Genomic DNA, 21,276 nt, shown 5'->3' on the forward strand with positions numbered 1-21,276 from the left:
CGCCGCCTATTGCTCACACGCATACTTTCGCTGTTCTAGCCCATTCCATCGTCTATTCAGCTTCTGGGCGTATCACTTTCTAGCCGCCCCGTCCCTATTGCTTGCCTTTGCGGAATTGCCCTGGCGTCATGCCGGTTATACGCTTGAATATGCGAATAAAATTTTGAGAATTGTTGTAACGCAAGTGCTCGGCGATATCTGCCACCTTCATGTCCGTCTCCAGGAGCAGCTGCTTTCCTTTCTCCATCCGATAAGCGAGCACATAGTCGGAGAATGTCACACCGACCTCCCCTTTGAACGCTTGCCCGAAAGTGAATTCACTCATGCCGAATTGCTCAGCGGCCAGTTGCAAGGATATATCTTCATTGTAACGATCATGAATATACGATTTCGCTTCTTCGGCGCTGAACGCCTCACGCTGAGCGGACGCACTCTTCGCAGCCACTCGCTCCAGCTGAATGCTCTCCACAATTCTGGGGAACAACTCATGCTGGAACCACGCTTGAATATCCATCACTGTCTTGAATCGATAGATGTTGGACAATTCTCCTCCTGACAATTCAGTAGAAGCAGCCGGAGACGAAGCTTCCAACGGAATCCGATAGACGCTCGCATGCAGCATAGCGAAAGCTTGCAGCACATCTTCTTTCGTTAATCCTTCATGAGAGAGCAGCAGCTCTGTGAAAGCTTGCAGCGATCGTCCGGCTTCCGACAGCTTCCCAAGCTTTAATTGAAGGACAATCTCCCGCTCCAACTGATAGGGATATGTCCCCAACCGAGCTTCCTCGCTCTGCCGCTCCTCATATCCGGTCCGATAGACGTAGATATGACCGCTGCCCTCCAGCAATCTCCGCTGCAATGCCGCCATCGCCTCTCTGTAGGAATTGCCCACATCACCTTCATTTATCACCATCGCTCCTACTCCAACCGTTACGACTTGCTGCAGCCCATCCGTAATCCGATCGAACATTTGCCGGATAGAAGACAGTGCGCTAGCCGGCAGTTCCATGTCATGAGAATGATCATTATGAGAATGACCATCAGGAGGATACACAATAACTCCGCCAATCAGGTCCGAGCCCATGCGAACGAAGTGCATAACGGAGGCCTCCGATGCCTCATCTTCGGTCTGCCGGCCTGCCGCCCGCTCTCCGCAAGCTATCATCTCTTCCATAAGCCGCTGCATATCTTTCCCCGTATAGCGATTCGCATCATTCCATTCCATGCATACGGCTACATATGCCGCACCTCGCATATCCAACCCTTCCTGAGCGAGGCGAGCCAATCCGCCTGCAGGCACTTTGCCCGACAGCCACTGACGCAAGTAATGCGCTTTCAGATCCGGCAGCGAAGCTTTCAGCCTATGTGTTAGTGAGGAATGTGCTCTCTCCATCACCGTCCATCGGGACGCGACCCGATTGTAGATGCTTCGGGACAAACGCAGCAGAACCCATAACAATAGCACGGCCAGCACAGAGCACAGGACGATAAGCCAGTTGCGGATAATGCCGATATGCTTCGTCAACTGCGAATAAGGAATGACTGAGATATATTGCAGTCCATTGCGTTCGGATGCCATTGCGCCCAGCAGATAGCGTTGACCATCCAGCTTGACCGTCTCAGGACGATGCTCCCTTTGCCCGTTATTCTCTTCGAGCAGCATATCCACTTGCTCCAGAAAGCCTGGATGAGATAGCCACTCTTCCGTATGCGGGCCGGGGTATAGATTGCCTGCCGGCGTAGCAAGCAGCATCCCGCCGGACTCGCTCCACTCTGTATGCTGGAAGATGCGAAACAGCGCCTCTTCGTTCACCGATACGATGAAGTAGCCTAATGGCTCCGGGGAGATTGCAGGTATTCTGCGAACGTAGGAGACGCCTTCCAGACGGCGGACCGTTCCGTCCAATGATGCGGACAGCGCATCCGGCGACTGATGCTCATGCCAAAAGACAGTCTCATCATTGTTCTCCATTGCCTGCAGCAACGACTTGTCCAGCAGTTCCTCCTTCCGCCCTCTAGTGCCGTTGGCGGTTAACACTTTATCGGAGACTGGCAAGTACAGATAGACGGAATCCGCATATTCTACTAATGACTCGATCGATGCCAGCATCGCCAGCACATTATTCGTCTCATATTCATGACGAAGAAGCTCGCCTTCCAGCAGCAGCAGATTCAAGTCATCCCGTGTCATTGCCTGCCGCACAGTACGGTCGATGTCGGCCAGCATATCTTCTATCCGCGCTTGTACTTGCTGCACCGACATATTGCTCATCCGCTTCGCCTCGGCGACCAGCGTGCGCTCCGCGAACAGATAAGTCATCGTGCCGATGATCAGAATAGGCAGCACCGCCAGACTGGCGGCAAGCAGCGTTACCCTTAGGCGAATGGACATTTTGCGTTGCATGGCTTCTCCCTTCCTTAGTCTTACTGGCTTCTGTACCAGGCATTGACTTCCCCGATTGCTTGTTGCCCTCCTTTGCGCAGCCATTCCTCTCTGAATCGTTCAAGCGCATCTTCCGGCAGCTCGCCGCGCACGAATTCCGACCGATAGCTTCTGATCGAGCGGGAATAGATCGTGCCGATCTCCAGCTCCGCATCGGATATATACAACGCCGCCGGATTCGTTACTCCCATATTCCTGACCGCATCCAGCATCTCCCTCTGCTTCGCTTGAACATGTGCCGGCGCATCGGGGGTCACATAGAAGTAAGGATCATAATCGTTCATCGCGAACAGCGAATGAATCCCCTCCGCTCGAATAGCGTCGCGATCATATTGAATGTCTCCATTGACCGCTCTCTCATGATGAACGCCTTCCAGACCGTATCTTCTCATATGCATCCCTTCATCGCTCGCCTGCCAATCGATGAACGAGAGGATTCTCTCCACTTTCTCCATCGGCACGGATGAAGGAATGAGTATCAGGCCGTAGAAGCCCAGCTTCTCCTGGAATCCTGCGTGCCCCTCCGGCCCTGCAGGCGGACCGAGCATGATAAGCTCTGCTTCCGGATCGCTCTCAGACAATCGCTCGCTGAACATAGCATAGGTCGATATTTCCGATATGATGATTCCCGTCTTCCCAGCTATGAATCTGTTCCATACTTCAGTCGGCTGCAATATTGAAAATTCCGAATCGATTCCGCCGTTCCTGTACAATTGGCGAAGCCAGTGCAAATAAGCTTCTTGCTCGGGAGATACCACGCTTGGCACCAAGCTCCCGTCGGGCAGCTCCGACCAGCCGTTGCCGGCGCCGAACGCATATTTCAATTCATGCAAAAAATCGAGCCCTTCGCCCGCAGCGAATCCGTATGTATCCGGCTTGCCGTTGCCATCCGGGTCACTATGCGTAAATGCGATAGCCGTGCGGCGGTAGTCTTCCAATGTCGTCGGTACAGGCAAATCCAGCGCATCCAGCCAATCCTTCCGAACGATAACCGCTTGATCCACTAGCGCTCTAGGCCGTGGTATACCGTAAATTTTGCCGTCGACTTTGACTTTATCCCATATTTCCCGGGGAATATCGTCTAAATTCGCGAATTGCGACAGCATATCGTCCAATGCATGGAACTTCCCGCCACGAATGAGATTCGTTAACTCCGCATGCGGAAATGAGGTCCACACTAACGCATCTGGCGGTTTCATAGAGGTTGCTGCAGCTTGCAATCGATTAGAATAACTATTAACGGGAATAGCTATCGGTTCATACTTTATGTTGAATTTCTGTTCGATCCAGTTCCACGCTTCCGTCTTGACAGGCTCCTCCTCAAATAAAGGGTACATGAATCGAATCGTTACCGCAGAATCATTTCCTTGGGATGCAGCGCCTTGCCTCTCCGAGCTTATTCCTAACGAGGAACATCCCCCTGTCAGCAGTACGCTTATGCCAATCATCCATAACACCACGCAGCGATGAACCGCGTTCATCCATCTCACCTCGCTCTTCCGAACCGCTTCTATTGATACAGACGGATCCGTCCGTCATACGAACCTAGTGTATATGTCGCGCTTTATAGCTGCCGCAACTTCATCAATTCAATTCATCAATTTTACAAATCAATCCATAGAAAAGTATAACTTTTTCATTCGCGATATGTCAGCTTGTTTTTGAACGCTATTTATGTTATTTCAATGAAGGTAAATTGAAGTCGCTTATATTAATGCGGTATGATTTGCAGCTGCTGCAATCCGTTAGCCTGTGAACCGGCAGTCGGAGCTCGAAATGCGGAGTGGATGCGGAATGCGTTGCGCGGAGCGCAGAGTGAATGTGGAGTACGGAGTGCGGAATACGGAGGTGCAGTAAATGCGGTGTGTGGAAGCAGATTACGGAGTGTGAATGCAGATGAATGCAAGTGATTTCGAAGCACGAAGTGGGAGTGGATGCGAAATGCGGCGCGCGGAGTGAATGTGGAATGCAGATGTTGCAGTAAACGCAGAATGGATACAGAGAGGAGTGTGGAATACAGAGCCGCTATACGAAGAAAGGACGCCCGAGGGCGTCCTGAGGTTACCCAACAAACTGCCGTCTTTACCAGTAAAGGCGGGGTCTCCCGTGCATTAGCTCAACTTTTTATTTTACTTGTAGTACGAATTAATCGGTATGATGACATCCGTCGGCTCCCACTGATCCGCAGCTGTAACTACAATGTCTACGGACTCCAAGCCGCCTACATCAATCTCCACAGTCGTCAGACCGTCGCGCTGATGAACGACCGCATTGCGGATCTCCTTGTTGCCGGCCAGAGCGCGAACGACAGCATCCGCATCCACCGCAATCACGTTCAAATACAGCGTTTGGAAGTCCTTATCCGGGTAGAGTGTCATGCGGTGCTCCGCAGAAGCAATACCTTCGGCATAGAATACTTCCTTGTAGTCCACGCCGTCATACAGGGTGAAGTCGCGTTCCGTCGTCTGCGTGAAGTCATAATGCGGATCGATATCGTATTGGGCCACAGGCGTGCCCTCCGACTTCTCGCCCAGCAGGACGGTCATCGTATCCGCTTCATAGTCTACGGCAATATCCAGCGCGGTCGCAACGGAGCGAAGCGGCAAGTAAGTCGTTCCTTTATACGTAATCGGCAGCACGTTCAGCCCATCATCCGTCTTCGGCACCCATTTTATCCCGTCCAGCTTGAATTGAAGGCCATGATTCAGATTCGCCTTGACTGCTTCCAGATGCGAGCTCGCGAAAGCTCCGGCCGTCGCACCCAGTAATAGTGCAGGAACAAGCAGCGCAACCGCTGTCCATTTTTTCATCGCTATTCCATCTCCCATTCCATTTATCGAAGTAATCATCCCGTCATGTACTGCGTGCAATCAATCAACCTCACGACCTCACACCGGCATTCCTCCGCCGCGGCCATGCTCCACTCCTTTCCGTTCGCCAATTAAGCAATCGCAACGCATCGTCGCATGACTCCCGGTTCAAAGTAACATGGCCGCAACGGCGGTGAATATAATCTTTTGAAAAGATTACTTCCGGAATTGGATCAGCAGCTTCTCTACAACGGCTGCGGATTGCGCTCTGGTCAAGGAGCCCCTCGGGTTGAAGGAGCCGTCGGGGTGGCCGCCCAACACTCCCAGGCTGTGCAATTGCCCCACTGCATCCTGTGCCCAATCGGAGATCGCGTCAGCATCCGTGAAGCGTCCGGCAGAGGATCGATCTTCGTCGCCGCGTGTCGCAGACTCCTTCCCATCTACGTAGACCCATGCTCTGAGCGCCATTACGGCGGCTTCCTCCCGCGTGACGGGATCGCCCGGCCGCATTCTGCCGCCCGAGCCTTGAAGCAGGCCGCTGGATGCCGCTTTCTGAAGCACTGCCGTATACCAGGCGCCAGCTTCTACATCTCGATAAACGGCCAATGCGCCGGCTCCTGCATCAAGCGGCTCCTCCAGCTCCCACTCCATCCACCGGATCAGGAATGCCGCAAGCTCTGCACGAGTGACGTCTCTCTGCGGTGCGAAGCGGCCTGCACCCACACCGTCAGCCAGATGACGGGCGGCTAATGCCTCTGCGTACTTCTGTCCCCAGTGTCCCTTCATATCCACGAACGAAGGCGAATAGACCATTACCGCATACATGCCCGGTTCCATCATAGTCACACTCATCCGTTCTTCTGCGTCATCCCATCTTCCGCCCGCATAAGTCCACTGCTCAGAACCTTCCGCTTTCCTGTATAATCCCAGTTGATAGTCCGCCCAATTCCCCTTGCGCAGCTTCTCCAGCGGCTCCGTACCAAGCTGAATCTCCGCCTGCAGCGGAAGCCAGCGGCCGCCTTCCTTCTCTAGCGTGAAGGAATAGATTGCGCCCGCACGCGCAAGCAACGGATCTCCCGCAGCTTCTTCCTCTTCGCTTCTGGCAATCGTGAAGCGGCCGTCTATCTCGTTCGACGCTCCCTCCTTGTTCAGTCGAAGTGCCAGCTCGCCGCCGAACAATGCCAAGCCTTCGTTGTTCAGGTCCCTCCAGTTGACGGAGAACGGCTCGTTGGCATCCCCTTCCCCGGAGTCCGTCCCCGGAATCCACGGTATGCCTCCACCATTCGTCGACTCCGACAAGGTTCGCCCCGTCAGCTCGACATAACGGGAAGCATTGCCGCTCTTATCGAAGGCGGCCAGCTCCACCTCGTAGGCTGACGATGGCGACAATCCTGTAATCATCGCCTTTCCCCTTCCCGCTTCTATCACCCGCTGCCCCAGAGGCTCCGCTACGCCGGATTCATACCATTGCAAGGCCACATAAGCCAGATCGGGGTCATCCGGGTCTTCCCAATCAATCGCCAAGCTTGTTGTCTCTGTGCTTATACGCGCCCCGATAACAGCGCCTGGCGGCGTACGATCCGTCATCACAGTCCGAAGAAGCGTTGTCTCGACTGCCGAGGCAGACGGAGATGCGTTGCCCGCTACGTCATAAGCGATCACTTCCACCTCGTACTCCGTTCTGCTCATTAACCCTTCCAGCGTATGCGACCCGGCTCCTTTATCCACAACGACGTTGGCGGCTTCGCCATTGCCCTTCCGCTTCCAGCGCAAGACGAGGTGATCCAGGTCCGTGTCATCGCCATCCTTCCAATAGACATAGAGCCTGTCGGCGTCCGGGATAAGCATCAATCCCGTCACCGCAGCGGGAGCCGTCTCATCCGACGCCGCAACCGTCGCGCTCCAAGTCGTCTCCCCTTCTAACGGCAGTCCGTTGTAGCCGCGTGCCAGATGGGATACCGTCACCTCTACCACATCCCCGACCGCAAGCGGCTGAGCCGGAACGAATAGGACCTGCTTCGCCACCTGCTTGCCGTCATAGATTACGGCATCCGGGAACTGCATAGCGCCTTCCGCCACTGTGCCGTTCGGCAGCTTCACCTGCACGGTGTCCCCGTTCAAGCTATCCGCTTCCATATAGCGACTGAATTGCAGCTGTACGGACTGCCCTCCGTCTTCCGAACGCACAGCCGTCAATTCCGGCGGATCGGTCGAGACAAGCGGAATATTCACGTCATAATGCGGCGGAAGCACGGTCAGCTCCTCGCTGTAAACCGTCACATAGCCTTCCTTCTCATACCGGACCTTCCACTTGCCCTCCGGCACATCCCAGCCGTATTTCCCTTCTGCATCGGTAACCAGCGGGTTCTTCTGCAAGTACTCCTCTGCATTCCATTCCTGCCACAACTCCTCCTCTGCGTGCCACATTAGCGCCGTAGCCGTAGCCCCTTGCACCCGTTCTTCCGGCACGACCTCATACACATAACCGCTCGGGTCATAGATATACCTCGGATCAGCTGCCAACTCGCCCCGCTGCCTGTGATCCTTGCGCTGTCTTTGCTTCCGCTTGAACTCCTCTTCATCGAATTTGCAATCATCCTTCATACGATGCATCACTCTTTTGATTTGCCGGGCCACTTCGTTGTCGAGCACGGCGCCGAACAGCTGAGAGTTGACAAAAACCAGAGTCGAAAGCACCCACCCAGGCGGCCCCAAAGCACCGGCAACGAAGCCGGTACCCGCCATCATCCACTTGCCTACCTCAGCCAGCATGGCATTCTCCATAATGTTCTCGATTTCACGGTGGCGCTGTACCGCCTTCCCCATATCGCAAGTGTCGTAGCATTCGTCAATCAATGCTTGCAGATCGTCGAGCGTATCCCGGAAGCTCTGGGAACCCAGCATATTCAATCCCAGATCGGTACCGTCCAGCACGATTTCATAAGTGGACTTGGCAATTTGCGTGTTCAGGGCAGCCGTTCTAACTCTCCCTTTCGCAGCGGCCGTCTCCATCGCATTACCGTCATAGGGCACGTATCCCGTTATTCGTATCGTTGCGGAGACATCCTTGCCGCCTGATCCCGCCCACGCCAGAAGCTTTGCCCTGGAATCGTGATAGCCGGCAGGCGCATCGGAGAACGGCGTGCCACTGCCAGCATTTCTGCGAATGACTACCTCGGGATCGTACATCGTCACGCCATCGCTCTCCAGCCTCGGCTTCCCTTGCGGATCATAATTCACATTCTTCTCCACGGACAAATTCGCAGTAATGGAAGCTGCTTCACCGAATTCAGGCGTCTCCAGCCTCAGGCCCCACTTCTCTGTGTCTCCCCTCTGTTCCGTCTTCAGAGCGCTTGCGGACGGCAGAGAGAGCTGCTTCCACCAATAGGGCAGATGCTCTCTAATCTGAGCTTCCGTTACAGGCCGAGTCCCTCCCTTGTATGGAGGCGGTGCGCTGTCATATTCCACATAGACGGGATGGACCGCTTTGCGTTGCTCATTACTCTTGCCACCCAGCCACATCGTAGCCATATATTCGCCGTTCTCGTCCGGCAATGCCGCAAGCTCCGTAGGGCCAACATGGAAGCGTACGTTGGACACGCTGTCCGGATCGTCGAACTTCACACGATACACGAGAAGTCCTATGTCCAGAATGAAGATGCCGTGACCGGGATTATAGGGTGTTATTTCTCCTCTTCTGGGAGATATCAATTGCATAGAGAACGAGAACGGCTTGGGAGCTTCCTCGTTGTACCCTATCTCCCTGTTCTCCGCATAATGGGCTTGACCCTCATGTTCCGCGACAGCCGACAAGATATAACTGTGACTCGCAGAGATGAACGGCAATTGCGCAGGCAGCGACCAATACCCGGAACGAGGCGCTGTCGTTTGCCCTAGCAGCACTTGATCCGCATATACCTTGACCGTGCTGCCCGCAATCGCTTGCCCGGTAACAAGCGTCTGCAAGCTGCTTACTCGCTTCGGCGCATACATTCGAATGGCGGAGACTGTAACCGCTTGGCCGCCCAGCTGCCATCTCCCCTTCCCGCTGCCTGAAGCGACGAATGCTTCGCCTTCGAATACAGCCAGCGACTCGCTATAGTCAGGCGGAATCTTCACCGTCAGCTTTACTTGCGCAGCCTCTCCCGCGCCAATAGGGTCTGGCCCGGCGACTGTTGCCGTTCTGCCCGCCTGCTCCCATTGCCCCGCGCCGATCGGCCGATTGTTCAGCAGCACGCTGTTAGCCGCGATATGGATGCCTTCCGGCAGCGTGAAGGAGAACTTGACGCCGGATTGATCGGCCCCCGTCTTGTTGCGATAAATCGCGCGCAACTGCACCGACTCTCCGACGATAACGGACGCCCGATCCGTATCGAGGGCCGCATCACGATCGTCGGACACATCGGAAGGCAACGAAATATTCCCCAGGTTGACCGCTTCCCCGTTCGCAACTGTGAACACCTTCTCCGTCATGGCGCTATTGCCGAACTCGCCCTTGTATACCTTCAGGACATAGGTTCCCGGATGATCCAGCAGCACCGTGACGGGAACATCATCGATGAACTCCACCGGCTTATACGCGAGCACGTCCACGCCGATGATCATATCGCTGTAAGCTCCGACAGCGCCGGCGAGCGATGCGCTCACCGTTCCTCCTTGATTACTGTCGAGCGTGATGAAGCTCATTCTGTCATTCTGCGACAAGGTAAAGCTCTGGCAAGAGCGGGACAGATTGAGCCGCGTGCCGTCTGCGCATAACATGATCTTGTCTCCCACATTCCCATACGGCGTGAACGGGAACTCCTCTACGCGCCGGGTTACGCCTGCTGCATCCCACATCTCGAACGTGAGCAGCTTATATTTCGGATCATGTTGGAATATGTCCTCAACTGCCCCTCCGGGAGTCAAGATGAACACATTCATGTCCAGGCTGCCAACCGTATTGGAACGGGCTTGCATGGGATGCGTGAGCGTGTCGCCCTGCACCATGAAGATGTCAGCCGGTACGGCAAGGCCGCCTCCAGGCAGCATCTTGCCCTCCGCCAGCGCCTGCTGACCTCGCAGAAGCGATACGCTGTAGAAGCCCGCTTCGTCCGACGTCGCGCGAACGGTGCGGTATTGATCCGGACGATCCGGCTCCTGCTGGTTGAAGGTCAGCGTCATGCCTGCGGCCGGCTTGCCTTGCTCGTCGCTTACCATGCCCGACACGACTGTCAGAGTCTTGGTCTGAAGCGTGAGGCTGGCCGTATGAAGCCCTGCGTCCAGCCTCACGGACACACTCTCGTCATGGGGCCAATATTCGGGCGGCGTCCTCTGGATCGCAAGAGTCACGGTGTCCCCTTGCACGAAGGAATACCCGAATTCCGCAATTCCGTCTTCGTTCGTCGAAGCGCTCTTCTGAAGCTGTTCAGACATGGCTGTTACGCTCGCATTCTGCACAGGCATCCCCCGCTCATCGGTCACCTTCACCTGCAGAGCGGCCATCCCTACTCCCTCAATCGTCTCCCGATGCGTCAGCGAACCATTCACCGCGATCGGTCCCAGCGTCTGCAGCAAGCGTCCTGAACGGCGCTCCTTCACGTAGATCATATAATCGTCTCCGGGGGGCTGATCCGGGAACGTATACACGCCGGAAGCAGCAACGGTCAGTACGCCGTAGGATTGCCCGTTCACTCCCGACGTCTGCACGATAAGCGATTGAATGGGACCGCCTCCCGGCTGAACTTCAACCTCCAGCCTGCCCGTTACCGGCATATCTACACTCTCCTGCAGCGTGACCGTCTCTGCCGGATTGTCTGCTGAGCGCAGCGTGCCCTCGATAGCGACGACGCGCGCGACCCCGAGACTCTCCGTCAGCAGCCACTCTCCTTCATACTGGCCAGGAGCCGGCTCGCTCATCGCGACGATGGCTTGCTTCGTCATCGGCTCATTCAGCAGCGATCCGCCTGCGTCATCGTACCAGCTCTCGTATTGAATGGCCGCCTCCGCGCCGGCGCCCGCTACGCCCTGCATGGTGATCCGCATTGTCTCTCCCAGCTTCAGCGCCTTGCTCCCGGAGCCGATCTCAGGCGCCTCCCATTGCAGCCGGGACTCCCTCGCCGTTGCAGCCGATGTCGATAACGGAACGCTGCTCTCACCGAATTCATCCACAGCGACAACGCTGATCGCATACGTTTTGTCGGATTGCAGCCCCGTGAACGAATACGCGTTGGCCGCAGCGGGTACCGTATCCGTCTCGTGCCCATCAAGCGACAGGCGGTACATTGCGATTTTGTCCGAGGCCGCCGGCCAGCTCACACTGAGCTCATCCGCCTTCACCGTATCCACGGTCATTGTCGCGCCTTGCGGCCACATCGGCGGCAAGCCGTCATGATCCGGCGGAGCGCCCGGCAGCTGGAACGAACCCGTCAGCGTATCCAATACATTCTCTCCGCTGTCGAATGCCCTAATTTCTGCCGTATATGTCTCTCCTGCCGTCAATCCCGTCATAACCGCTTCCGGCGACGCAATGCCGCTGTCAACCAACGCATCTTGTATGTACTGATCTCCGCTGTCGCGAATCACAACAATATAGAAATCGACCGCACCCTCGTACGGCAGCCAATTCAGCTTGACGCTTCCCTCATTCGGGAAGGTTGCTGCCAGATCGCCGTATTCCTGCCAGGATAGGGGCGCGCCATCCAGATCGTCCAGCCGGAACGTCCGCTCCAGCGTGCCGATATAGACATCGCCTTGCCCGTAAGCTTCCACTCGCAGGGAATAGCTCGTATCCGCCTTCAGCCCGTATACTTCTCGAGTTGTCTCTCCGCTCGTTTTGTACCATACCTGAACGGGACCCTCGGAAATAAGCGCATTATAATACCATACGGCTTCATTCTCCGGCGCGGTCCAGCTGATGCTTAGCGGTACGAACGGGTCGCTCCCGTCTCCTCCGTATTGCAGCGTCAGCTCCCCGTTATCCCAGCCGCCTGCTGCGTATCCTCTCTGCTGTCCATTCATTCCGATCATCGGAATGAACTGCGCCATAAGCGCGGCAACAAGCAAGATTGCCACCTTTTCCTTCAAGCGCCATACCGTCATCACTGTTCCACCTTTCTTTCACTCAGCTCGCCCGGCTTTCGCCTGTCTCCTCCCAACAAAAAAATGCTCGCGCACCGAAGGCCAAGCTTCGTCCCTGCGCGGGCATTTTAAAGCCAACTTCAACGTAACACGCTCATCCGCAAGCATAAATAATCTTTTGAAAAGATTATCCGCCCTTGCGGAATTGCCCCGGTGTCATGCCGGTCGTACGCTTGAATATGCGAATGAAATTTTGTGAATTATTATAGCGCAAATGCTCGGCGATATCCGCCACCTTCATATCCGTCTCCAACAGCAGCTGCTTCCCCTTCTCCATACGGCAGGCAAGCAGATAGTCGGAGAATGCAACTCCGACCTCTCTCTTGAAGGCTTGCCCGAATGGCACCTCGCTCATGCCGAAGCGCTCGGCGACAAGCTGCAGGGACAGATCCTCGTTGTAATGGGTATGAATATAACGCTTCGCTTCCTCGGCGCTGAACCCTTCATGCATAACCGCAGAGCTCTTGGCGGCCGTTATCCGCTCCACCTGAATGCTCTCAATAATTAAGGGAAACAATTCGTCATGGAACCAGGACGCAATATCGCGAACCGTCTTGAAGCGATAGATGTTCGACACTTCGCCGCCTGACAATGCCGCGAAGGAAGACATGCGCAGTGACTCCGCCGGAATCCGGTATATGCTCGCATGGAGCATAGCGAACGCTTGCAGGACATCCTCATGTGAGACACTATCCCTGCGAAGCAGCGCATCCGTGAAGGACTGCAGGGAACGCCCTGCCTCAGGCAGTTGACCCAGCTTCAACTGAAGAACAATCTCGCGCTCGATCTCATAAGGATAACCTCCCGCCCGGGCTTCATCCTTCCGGCTGCCGGTCAAGCCGTTCCCGCCGTTCCTTCCATTCCCGCCGGCCTGGCCGTCATAGACCTGTCCGCCGCCCTCCAGCAGTCGCTGCTGAAGCGCCGACATCGCTGCTTCATAAGAAGTGTGCACCTCGGCTTCCTTCACGACGACAGTGCCTATGCCGATGGTCACGACCTGCTGCAGCTCTTCCCTGATTCCCTCCAGCCACTGCCGAGCGATGGACAGCCCAATCGTTGACAGACCCTCCAGCTCTTGAGCAGCGGCCTCTCTCTGCACGATAACTCCGCCGATCAGATCTCCGCCCATGCGCACCGCATGCAGCGCACAAGAAGCATGCATACTTGCCGCGCGATCTCCGCAAGCCAGCATGTCTTCCATGAAGCGCTGCGTCTCACTGCCGCCATAGCGGCTCGCATCGTTCCACTCCATGCAGATGCCGAGATAGGCCTCGCCCCTCAAGTCCGCGCCCTCCTGTGCCAGACGATGCAAGCCGTCCGCGGGTACCCTGCCCGTCAGCCATTGGCGAAGATAGTGCGCGGTCAGATCCGGCAAGGAGGATTGCAGCCTGTGCGCCAGCGAGGATCGGACTCGCTCCATGTCCGACCATCGCGACGCAATGCGGTCATAGATGCTGCCGGAGAGCCGCAGCAACGCCAGCAGCAGAAGCGCTGCAAGCAGACTGCACAATCCGATAAGCCAGCTTCTGATGACTCCGATATGCGCGGTCAGCTGGGCGTAAGGAATCAGGGATATGTATTGCAAGCCGTTGCGGGGCGAAGCCATTCCGCCCAGCAGATAGCGCTCTCCGTTCAGCTTGACCGTCTCCAGCCCGTTGCCGGGATCAACCTGCCCTTGCAGCGCGGCTTCCAGCTGCTTCAGGAACCCGGGATGAGACAACCACTCCTCCGTATTGGGACCGGGATACAGATTGCCCGCTTCCGTCGCCAGCAGCATGCCTCCAGACTCGCCCAGCTCCGTATGCCGGAATATGCGGAACAACGCTTCCTCATTGACCGAGACGATGAAATAGCCGAGCGGCTGCCGCGAGACGGCGGGCACCCTCCGTATATAAGAGAAGCCCTCCAATTGGCGAGCCGCCCCTGTCCATTGGTCCGCATCTGCGTCAGGAGACAAATGCTCGTACCAGAATTCCGGAGCGAGATTGTCATTCATCTCCTGAATTAATCCTTCCTCCAACAGTTCTTCCTTCTGCGCGGTCGTACCGTTCGCCGTTATAACGACATCCTCGGCGGGCAGATAGAGATAGACATCCTCGACATGTTCCACAAGCGATTCAATGGATGCCAGCATCGCCATCACGTTGTCCGTCTCGTATACATGCTGCAGCAGTTCCCCTTGATGAAACAGGATATTCAAATCATCGCGCGTCATCGCCTGCAGCACTACGCGGCTAATGTCCGCCAGCATATCCTCCATCTGCGTCTGCACCTGATGCATCGTCACCTGGCTCATGCGCTTCGTCTCGTCGACAAGCGTGCGCTCTGCGAACAGATAGGTCATGAAGCCAACCGCCACAATCGGCAGCACGGCAAGACAAGCGGCAAGCAGCGCCACTCTTAAGCGAAGAGAAATCCGCTTACTCATGAGCTCCCTCTTCCTTCGACCTGTCCGCCTTATACAAGGCGTTCAGTTCATCCGTCGCCTGCTGGCCCCCTCTCATCAGCCATTCGCTCCTCCATGCATCCAGTACATCATCCGGTTGCTCGCCACGTACAAACTCCGATTGAAAATTTCGTATCGTCTTCTTGTAGATGGAGCCAATATCCAATTGCGCATCAGACAGGTAGCGCTCGACGGGATTGGCAACGCCCTTGTCCTTCACCAGATCCAGCATTCGTCGCTGCTCGGCTTGCACATCCGGCGGCGCGTCATAACTCACGTACAAATAAGGACTGTATTTGTTCATTGCGAACAACCAATTGATGCCTTCTTCCCGAAACCGGGCTCTATCGAAAATCACATCGCCGTTATCGCCAATGCGATGATGAATGCCTTCCAGGCCGTACAGCTTCATATGCGTTCCTTCCTCGCCCGCTTGCCAATCGATGAATGAAAGAATCCGCTCTGCCTTCTCCATAGGAACGACCTTCGGAATGAAGATAGCCCCGTAGAAGCCAATCTTCTGCTGGAAGCCGGCATGACCATCCGGTCCCACAGGAGGTCCAAGCAGCATAAGCTCAGAGTCGGGATCGCTGACCGATAGCTCTTCGATGAAATGGGCGTAATTGGAAATTTCCGTTATAATAATACCCGTCTTGCCTTCCTTGAATCGCTCCCATACTTCGGTAGGCTGCAACACTGCGAATGACGGATCGATTCCCCCGTTTGCATACAGCTCTCGCAGCCAGCGTAAATAAGCTTCATGTTCCGAAGATATGATGCTGGCCAGCAGGCTTCCGTCAGGCTGCTCCGTCCAGCCGTTGCCAGCGCCGAAGGCATACTTCAGCTCATGAAGGAAGTCCAGTCCTTCGCCCGCTGCGAATCCGTACGTATCCGCCTTGCCGTTGCCGTCGGGATCGTTGTGCGTGAACATGATTGCGGCACGGCGATAATCCTCCAGCGTCTCCGGCAGCGGAAGACCGAGCGCGTCCAGCCAGTCCTTCCGGATGATGACGGCCTGATCCACAAGCGCCCGCGGTCTGGGGACTCCGTATATTTTGCCGTCTACTTTGACATTGTTCCATATTTCCCGGGGAATTTCGCCGAGATTCGCATATTGCGGCAGCAGGTCGTCCAATTGGTGAAACATACCGCTCTGAATGAGATGAAATAAGTCCGCTTGCGGGAAAGACGTCCACACCAGCGCATCCGGCGGGTTCGGGGAGGCCACCGCCGCCTTCAGCCTGTTCAAGTAGCTGTTGATCGGAATGGCCATCGGCTCGTAAGTGATGTTGAATTTCTCCTCAATCCACTCCCAAACCTCCGTTTTGCGCGGCTCTTTGCCGTATAAGGGATACATAAACCGTATGTTCATCGGAGAATCGCCGCTGCCTGAAGCGGCAGCATGCTTCCTGTCGCCCAGCTCCGGCGAGGAGCATCCTCCAGTTATGAGCAGCCCTGCACACAACAACCATATCCAACAGCCCCGAACCGCTTTCATCATCCTGCACCTCGCATCACTTTCATCTTCTTGCACCCGGCACTTTCCATGATCCTGCATCTGGCACTTTCCATGATCCTGCATCTGGCACTTTCCATATCTATGCCGCGAACAAGAATCCTCTTCCGCTCTTACAAAATTATACCACCTTATCTATGCGGTAGCGCATCCCTTTTTTCGCCATTCGGACACAACTACATTCTCGTCAATCCCCTTCTTGTCGTCGCCGATTCCATCGCTTACCGAGCCGCTAATGACCGAATCTTCCAGGAGGCCAGCTCACCTGCCGAAAAAAAATCCCAAGCGACCACTTGTTATCCAGTGTCACTTGGGATTTGTTTCATTAACGGTTGTGATTGAGCTTATTGAGCTGTTATGACCGGGTTTGAAGCTGCAAGCGTTACTACTTAGCTACAATGCAAGTAGGAGCTATCGCTCAATATGGTCACATAGAATCGGAAAAATAGTGAAAAGTGTGTGCTATCGCTCATTTTGCTCACTTAGCCCTGTCAAGCGTACCTCGTTCCGCCGAAAAGTAGGAGCTATCGCTCAATATGGTCACATAGAATCGGAAAAATAGAGAATAGTGTGTGCTATCGCTCATTTTGCTCACTTAGCCCTGTCAAGCGTGCCTCGTACTGCCGAAAAGTAGGAGCTATCGCTCAAAATGGTCACATAGAATCGGAAAAATAGAGAATAGTGTGTGCTATCGCTCATTTTGCTCACTTAGCCCTGTCAAGCGTACCTCGTTCTGCCGAAAAGTAGGAGCTATCGCTCAGTATGGTCACATAGAATCGGAAAAATAGAGAATAGTGTGTGCTATCGCTCATTTTGCTCACTTAGCCCCGCCAAGCATGCTTCGTACCGAATGGACCTAAGTAGTAACCTGCAAGCACACTATTATGCGTTGGCTTCCATCAATTGAATCAGGCAGCGATACACTTTGATGCTGCCATCCTTAGCTATAACGGTAATCTCGGCCATACCCATCGGAGACTCTCCACCCTTCAGCTCGGTGTATGAGACGGATTCCACGCTCGCTCCTTCGCTAACCGATACTTTCAGTTTCTTGGGATCGAACGCCTTATCCTTCACGAACAGGGAGAAAATGCCGAACCGCTCTTCGATAAGATACTTATTCTTGTTCTTATAGACGATGCTCTCAATGCCCTTCGAGTTGGAAGCTGCCACAGAACCGATTATCTCAGTCCATACGGGATTGGAATAGGCGAATCCCGTACCGGTCAGCGGACCGATTCCCGAGCTGTTGACTTGCGCCTTCTCGCTGCGCACTTCGAGACGGTAGAACGCATGATCCGCTACAGGCAAGCATACCATCTTCACGAACGTATTCATCCCCATGCCGGTCAGGTCTTCTTCGAATACGACATCTCCGCCGTCATAATCCGAGATATCCCCAGTCACGTTATGCTTCACGATACGAATATGCGTCAGATCGCCGTTCGGATCATATGCCTGAATCCGGAAGTTAGCGATACCCGCTTCCTCCAGCCGTAAAGTGTCGCCCATATCGATGCCGCCGGCTTCGAATCGGATCTCCGGCCCGTTGGAGCCGAAGTAGCCGCCCGTCCGCAGCATGTCCAATACTTCCGGTTCCGCAAGCGCTGCTACGCGCCCTTTCGAATAAGGATCTCCGACCTTGCTCTTCGTATGGCCGTCCGAGCCCGATATGCCGTAGTACTTGCGATCGCCGCGAATATTAAGCTCGTCCCAATAGCGGAAGGCCTGTTCATTCACTCCGCCGTCGAGCGCATGCCAGGTGCCGTTCCATACCTCCACGCCGGTGAACCCGCTCCAGTTGTACGGCTCGCTGAATGCGAAGGTCTGCTCGAACGGATGAGCAATATAGAATAGCGCTCCCTGCCCGGTTACATTGTCTATGCTGTCCTGCCACGAATAACCCGATACAGGATCGCCGACATCCGTTCTCGGCACACCGCTATAACCGAGTGCCAGCGCATGGCCTTCATCCGTCGTAACCTCCGTGCCGCTCAGGCTCAGGAATCTTCCTCCGTAGCTGCCGGTAGCGTCTAACGCATCCTGCCATTGCGAATCCGTATTATGATCGGTATTCCATATCCAGGACAGCAGCCTCCCGTCATACATGCCGGACGCATTCTCGGCTACCGAGTCCACCCCGTCGCTATGCTCGGTATGGGAATGGGTGTCTCCACCGAAGTAGCCCTCTCCGACTGCATCCAGGCTGACCTTGCCCTTCATGGCAAAGCTGTCGGAATATACGGTGGCCTGCACTAGTCCCCTCCCGCCTTCCAGCGCCAATGCTTCCACTTGAATGGAAGCCTGTCCGCCTGCATCCAGAACCGGCAGCTCTGCCGTATCGTCATCCGGCAGGTAGACGAAGTACGGAGACTGAAGGTCAAGCAAGACATTAGACAACGGCTGATCCGTTAAATTCGATACGACAATACCGATATTGAATAACTCTCCGGCCGACACATGATCCGGAACGGATATCGCTACATCGGCATACTGCCCCATCATGAAGTCGGCCTGTCCCCTTCCAACCTCTGTGAGATCAACGCTTATGCTGTCACCGCCATACGCCTCATGCTGCGCCGACAACGTATAGAGACCTTTCCTGAGGAACAACTGATACTTGCCCTTGTCGTTCGTCATCGCTTCCATCACTGCCGTCCCGCTATCGTCGACGGCTGTTATTCGCACTCCGGACACGGTATTTCCTTCCGCATCGGAGACTTTGCCGGTCACGCTGGCAACCTCCTCCGGAGTGCCATGTTCCCGAATGAACGCCGACCAGAATTCCGCCACATTGTAAGGCTCCTCTGCAGGGCCGGGAACATGGGGCAGATGATAGACGACATACTCCTGCCGTTCTCCGTCCGACACCTCGGCATTGAACCAGACTCCGTTGAATATGCCCTCGTGCATGACGATATCCGGCTGCTGCTCCTCCGGCCAGATGATCGCATGGGCGGTGTTGCCGGTGAATGCATTGTGAATGCCATTGAACAGATAGTTATCCGTCCATCCGCTTCTGACTGCCCGCTTCTCCTGATTGTACACCCAGTTCACACCGGGCAGATAGCTATGCTGCTCGCCCGGCTGATCCGGATCGATAATATAGCCGAAGTGCCCCGCGAAGTCGGCTCCCGTCTCATTGTCTAGCGTGATCTCCATCTTAATGAGTGGCGTGCCTTCGACGATGGAATAGCGCACAGAAGACTTCATGCCTGCGTCCCGGTCCCAGTCCCCTTCCGCCTTAATGGCATCTCTGTTGCGGCTGATATTGGGCAGCTCCAGCTTATCCAGAGGATGGAACCACGACCATTCCATATGCTTGCCGTCAGCTTCGTCCTCCGGCGTGACGCCAAGGTCGGAGCTGAGGACGAATTCGGTAAAGTCCAGATTCTCCGCTCCCGTCAGCTTGGGCACCGCGTCCATCATATGCCCGGGCGTCAGAGAACCCCACTTGTTGTTGCCGGAGGCGTTATTGCTCCAATCGGCAGGGTCCATGCCTGCAGTTCTGACGGTGCCGATCGTAAGCTTCACCTCCGGACTCTCCAGGTAGTAGTATTCGTTATTGGGCCACCAGTCTCTGGACGTGCCCGCATAGGTGAAGCCGGGGTCTCCTTTCGTAACGCCGCTTAACATTTCCATGTCCGGCGCTGCCATCGTAAAGTCCGCAGTCGCGGCATCACCGGCGATCAGAGCGGTGAGCGTCCGTTCCTCTTGCTCTATCCCGTTATCGGCTCGAATCAAGTACTCTTGTCCCTTCAGGGCGAAGATGCAGTACGCTCCCTCTTCATCCGCCGTCGCCGATCCGATCAGCTCGCCGCCCGTAGTGTACAGATCCAGCTCGGCATGAGGGGATGGTTCTCCCAATGCGTCGGTGACCAGACCCGACACTTCTCCGATGCTGCCCGCAGCCGTGCCGTCCCGGACGACCTGGGCCCAGAATTGCGCTGTCAGATAAGGCTCGTAAGCCGAGGAGGGCCGGTGTGGAAGATGATAGATGATCAGCTCCTGCGAACCGTTCGCCGCAAGCGACACTTCGAACCATGCACCGGTAATATAGCCTTCCGGAATAAGAGCTGACGGCTGTTGCTCTTCCGGCCAGATGATTGCATGCGCCGTATGGCCCGTGTACTTGTCCTGGCTTCCGTTGAACAGATAATTGCGATTCCAGCCGGATGTGATGTACTGGCTGACTTGTCCTCCGCGCCACCCCCAGCCGGGCACATAGCTCTGCTGCTCCAGTTGTTCGTCCGAGTCGATAATATAGCCAAGATGTCCCTGGAATGGCGCCCCTCCTTCATTCGTCAATGTTAGCTGCATCTTGATTAGAGGCGTGCCTTCCACAAGCGAGTAGACAACCGAGGACTTAATGTCCGGATTGGCGTCCCAATCGCCGCTTGCCGTTATCGTGTCCCCTGCAATGCCAATCGCATCGTGCTCCAGCTTCTCGGTGGGATACCACCAAGTCCGGGCAGGCTCGCTTCGCAGCACGAATTCCGTATAATCCAGATTGTCGCGCATGCCGGGCTTCGGTGCCGCATCCATCAGACTGCCTTTCGTCAACGAACCCCATCGATCATTGCCGGAAGCGTCCGGACCGTAATCCGTCTCGTCGAACGTGCTCAGCCGAACCGTGCCCACCGTCATCTTCACATGTTCATTCTCCAAATAATAATAGTCGGTTGACTCTACCCAATCCCGCGCCGCCGGCCCGTAAGTGAAGCCGGGGTCATCGCTCGTAACGCCCGCCTCTGTTCCAGAAGCTGCAACAGCGGTCGCTGTCGCAGCTGCAGCCGCAAGCATAACTGCCATCAGCATCGCGACCGCAACAGACAGCAAGACAACAACCGCTCTCCTTTTCTTTCCGTTACATTTTCCGAATTCCATGCCTAATAACCTCCTCATGGATTAGGTGGCTGCATTGACAATCATCTGAAATTCC

The 21,276-nt window shown here is 55.4% G+C and carries 7 protein-coding genes; all 7 read right to left on the reverse strand.

Features of this window, described 5'->3' with window-relative positions:
* Positions 1-94: 94 nt before the first annotated feature.
* The 7 genes from M6D81_RS15995 to M6D81_RS16025 all read right to left on the reverse strand — a co-directional run bounded on the left by M6D81_RS15995 (position 95) and on the right by M6D81_RS16025 (position 21,221).
* The gene (locus M6D81_RS15995) at positions 95-2,404 is read right to left on the reverse strand and encodes an AraC family transcriptional regulator (RefSeq protein ID WP_262677918.1); all 2,310 of its coding nucleotides are present in this window, start codon (positions 2,402-2,404) and stop codon (positions 95-97) included.
* A gap of 20 nt (positions 2,405-2,424) precedes the next feature.
* Complete coding sequence (locus M6D81_RS16000; RefSeq protein WP_262677963.1) at positions 2,425-3,924, reverse strand: extracellular solute-binding protein; 1,500 nt, start codon at positions 3,922-3,924, stop codon at positions 2,425-2,427.
* Positions 3,925-4,572: 648 nt separating this feature from the next.
* On the reverse strand, positions 4,573-5,253 hold the full coding sequence (locus M6D81_RS16005) for a copper amine oxidase N-terminal domain-containing protein (RefSeq protein WP_262677919.1): 681 nt from the start codon (positions 5,251-5,253) through the stop codon (positions 4,573-4,575).
* A 216-nt stretch (positions 5,254-5,469) separates the two neighbouring features.
* Positions 5,470-12,333 carry a fibronectin type III domain-containing protein gene (locus M6D81_RS16010; protein ID WP_262677920.1) on the reverse strand — a complete coding sequence of 2,288 codons (6,864 nt, stop codon included), beginning with the start codon at positions 12,331-12,333 and terminating at the stop codon, positions 5,470-5,472.
* Positions 12,334-12,499: 166 nt separating this feature from the next.
* A complete protein-coding gene (locus tag M6D81_RS16015) occupies positions 12,500-14,800 on the reverse strand; it encodes an AraC family transcriptional regulator (RefSeq protein ID WP_262677921.1) in 2,301 nt (766 codons plus the stop codon).
* The gene (locus M6D81_RS16020; RefSeq protein WP_262677922.1) at positions 14,793-16,319 is read right to left on the reverse strand and encodes an extracellular solute-binding protein; all 1,527 of its coding nucleotides are present in this window, start codon (positions 16,317-16,319) and stop codon (positions 14,793-14,795) included. The genes M6D81_RS16015 and M6D81_RS16020 overlap by 8 nt, the downstream gene beginning before the upstream one ends.
* A gap of 897 nt (positions 16,320-17,216) precedes the next feature.
* The gene (locus M6D81_RS16025; protein WP_262677923.1) at positions 17,217-21,221 is read right to left on the reverse strand and encodes a CehA/McbA family metallohydrolase; all 4,005 of its coding nucleotides are present in this window, start codon (positions 21,219-21,221) and stop codon (positions 17,217-17,219) included.
* Positions 21,222-21,276: the final 55 nt, after the last annotated feature.

It is taken from the genome of Paenibacillus sp. J5C2022, assembly GCF_025567625.1.
Lineage (GTDB): Bacteria > Bacillota > Bacilli > Paenibacillales > Paenibacillaceae > Pristimantibacillus.

Bases quoted from the DNA above. Each gene is read 5' to 3' on its own strand.
- M6D81_RS15995 (WP_262677918.1), bottom strand. From the start codon at position 2,404: ATGCAACGCAAAATGTCCATTCGCCTAAGGGTAACGCTGCTTGCCGCC.
- M6D81_RS16000 (WP_262677963.1), bottom strand. From the start codon at position 3,924: ATGAACGCGGTTCATCGCTGCGTGGTGTTATGGATGATTGGCATAAGC.
- M6D81_RS16005 (WP_262677919.1), bottom strand. From the start codon at position 5,253: ATGAAAAAATGGACAGCGGTTGCGCTGCTTGTTCCTGCACTATTACTG.
- M6D81_RS16010 (WP_262677920.1), bottom strand. From the start codon at position 12,333: ATGACGGTATGGCGCTTGAAGGAAAAGGTGGCAATCTTGCTTGTTGCC.
- M6D81_RS16015 (WP_262677921.1), bottom strand. From the start codon at position 14,800: ATGAGTAAGCGGATTTCTCTTCGCTTAAGAGTGGCGCTGCTTGCCGCT.
- M6D81_RS16020 (WP_262677922.1), bottom strand. From the start codon at position 16,319: ATGATGAAAGCGGTTCGGGGCTGTTGGATATGGTTGTTGTGTGCAGGG.
- M6D81_RS16025 (WP_262677923.1), bottom strand. From the start codon at position 21,221: ATGGAATTCGGAAAATGTAACGGAAAGAAAAGGAGAGCGGTTGTTGTC.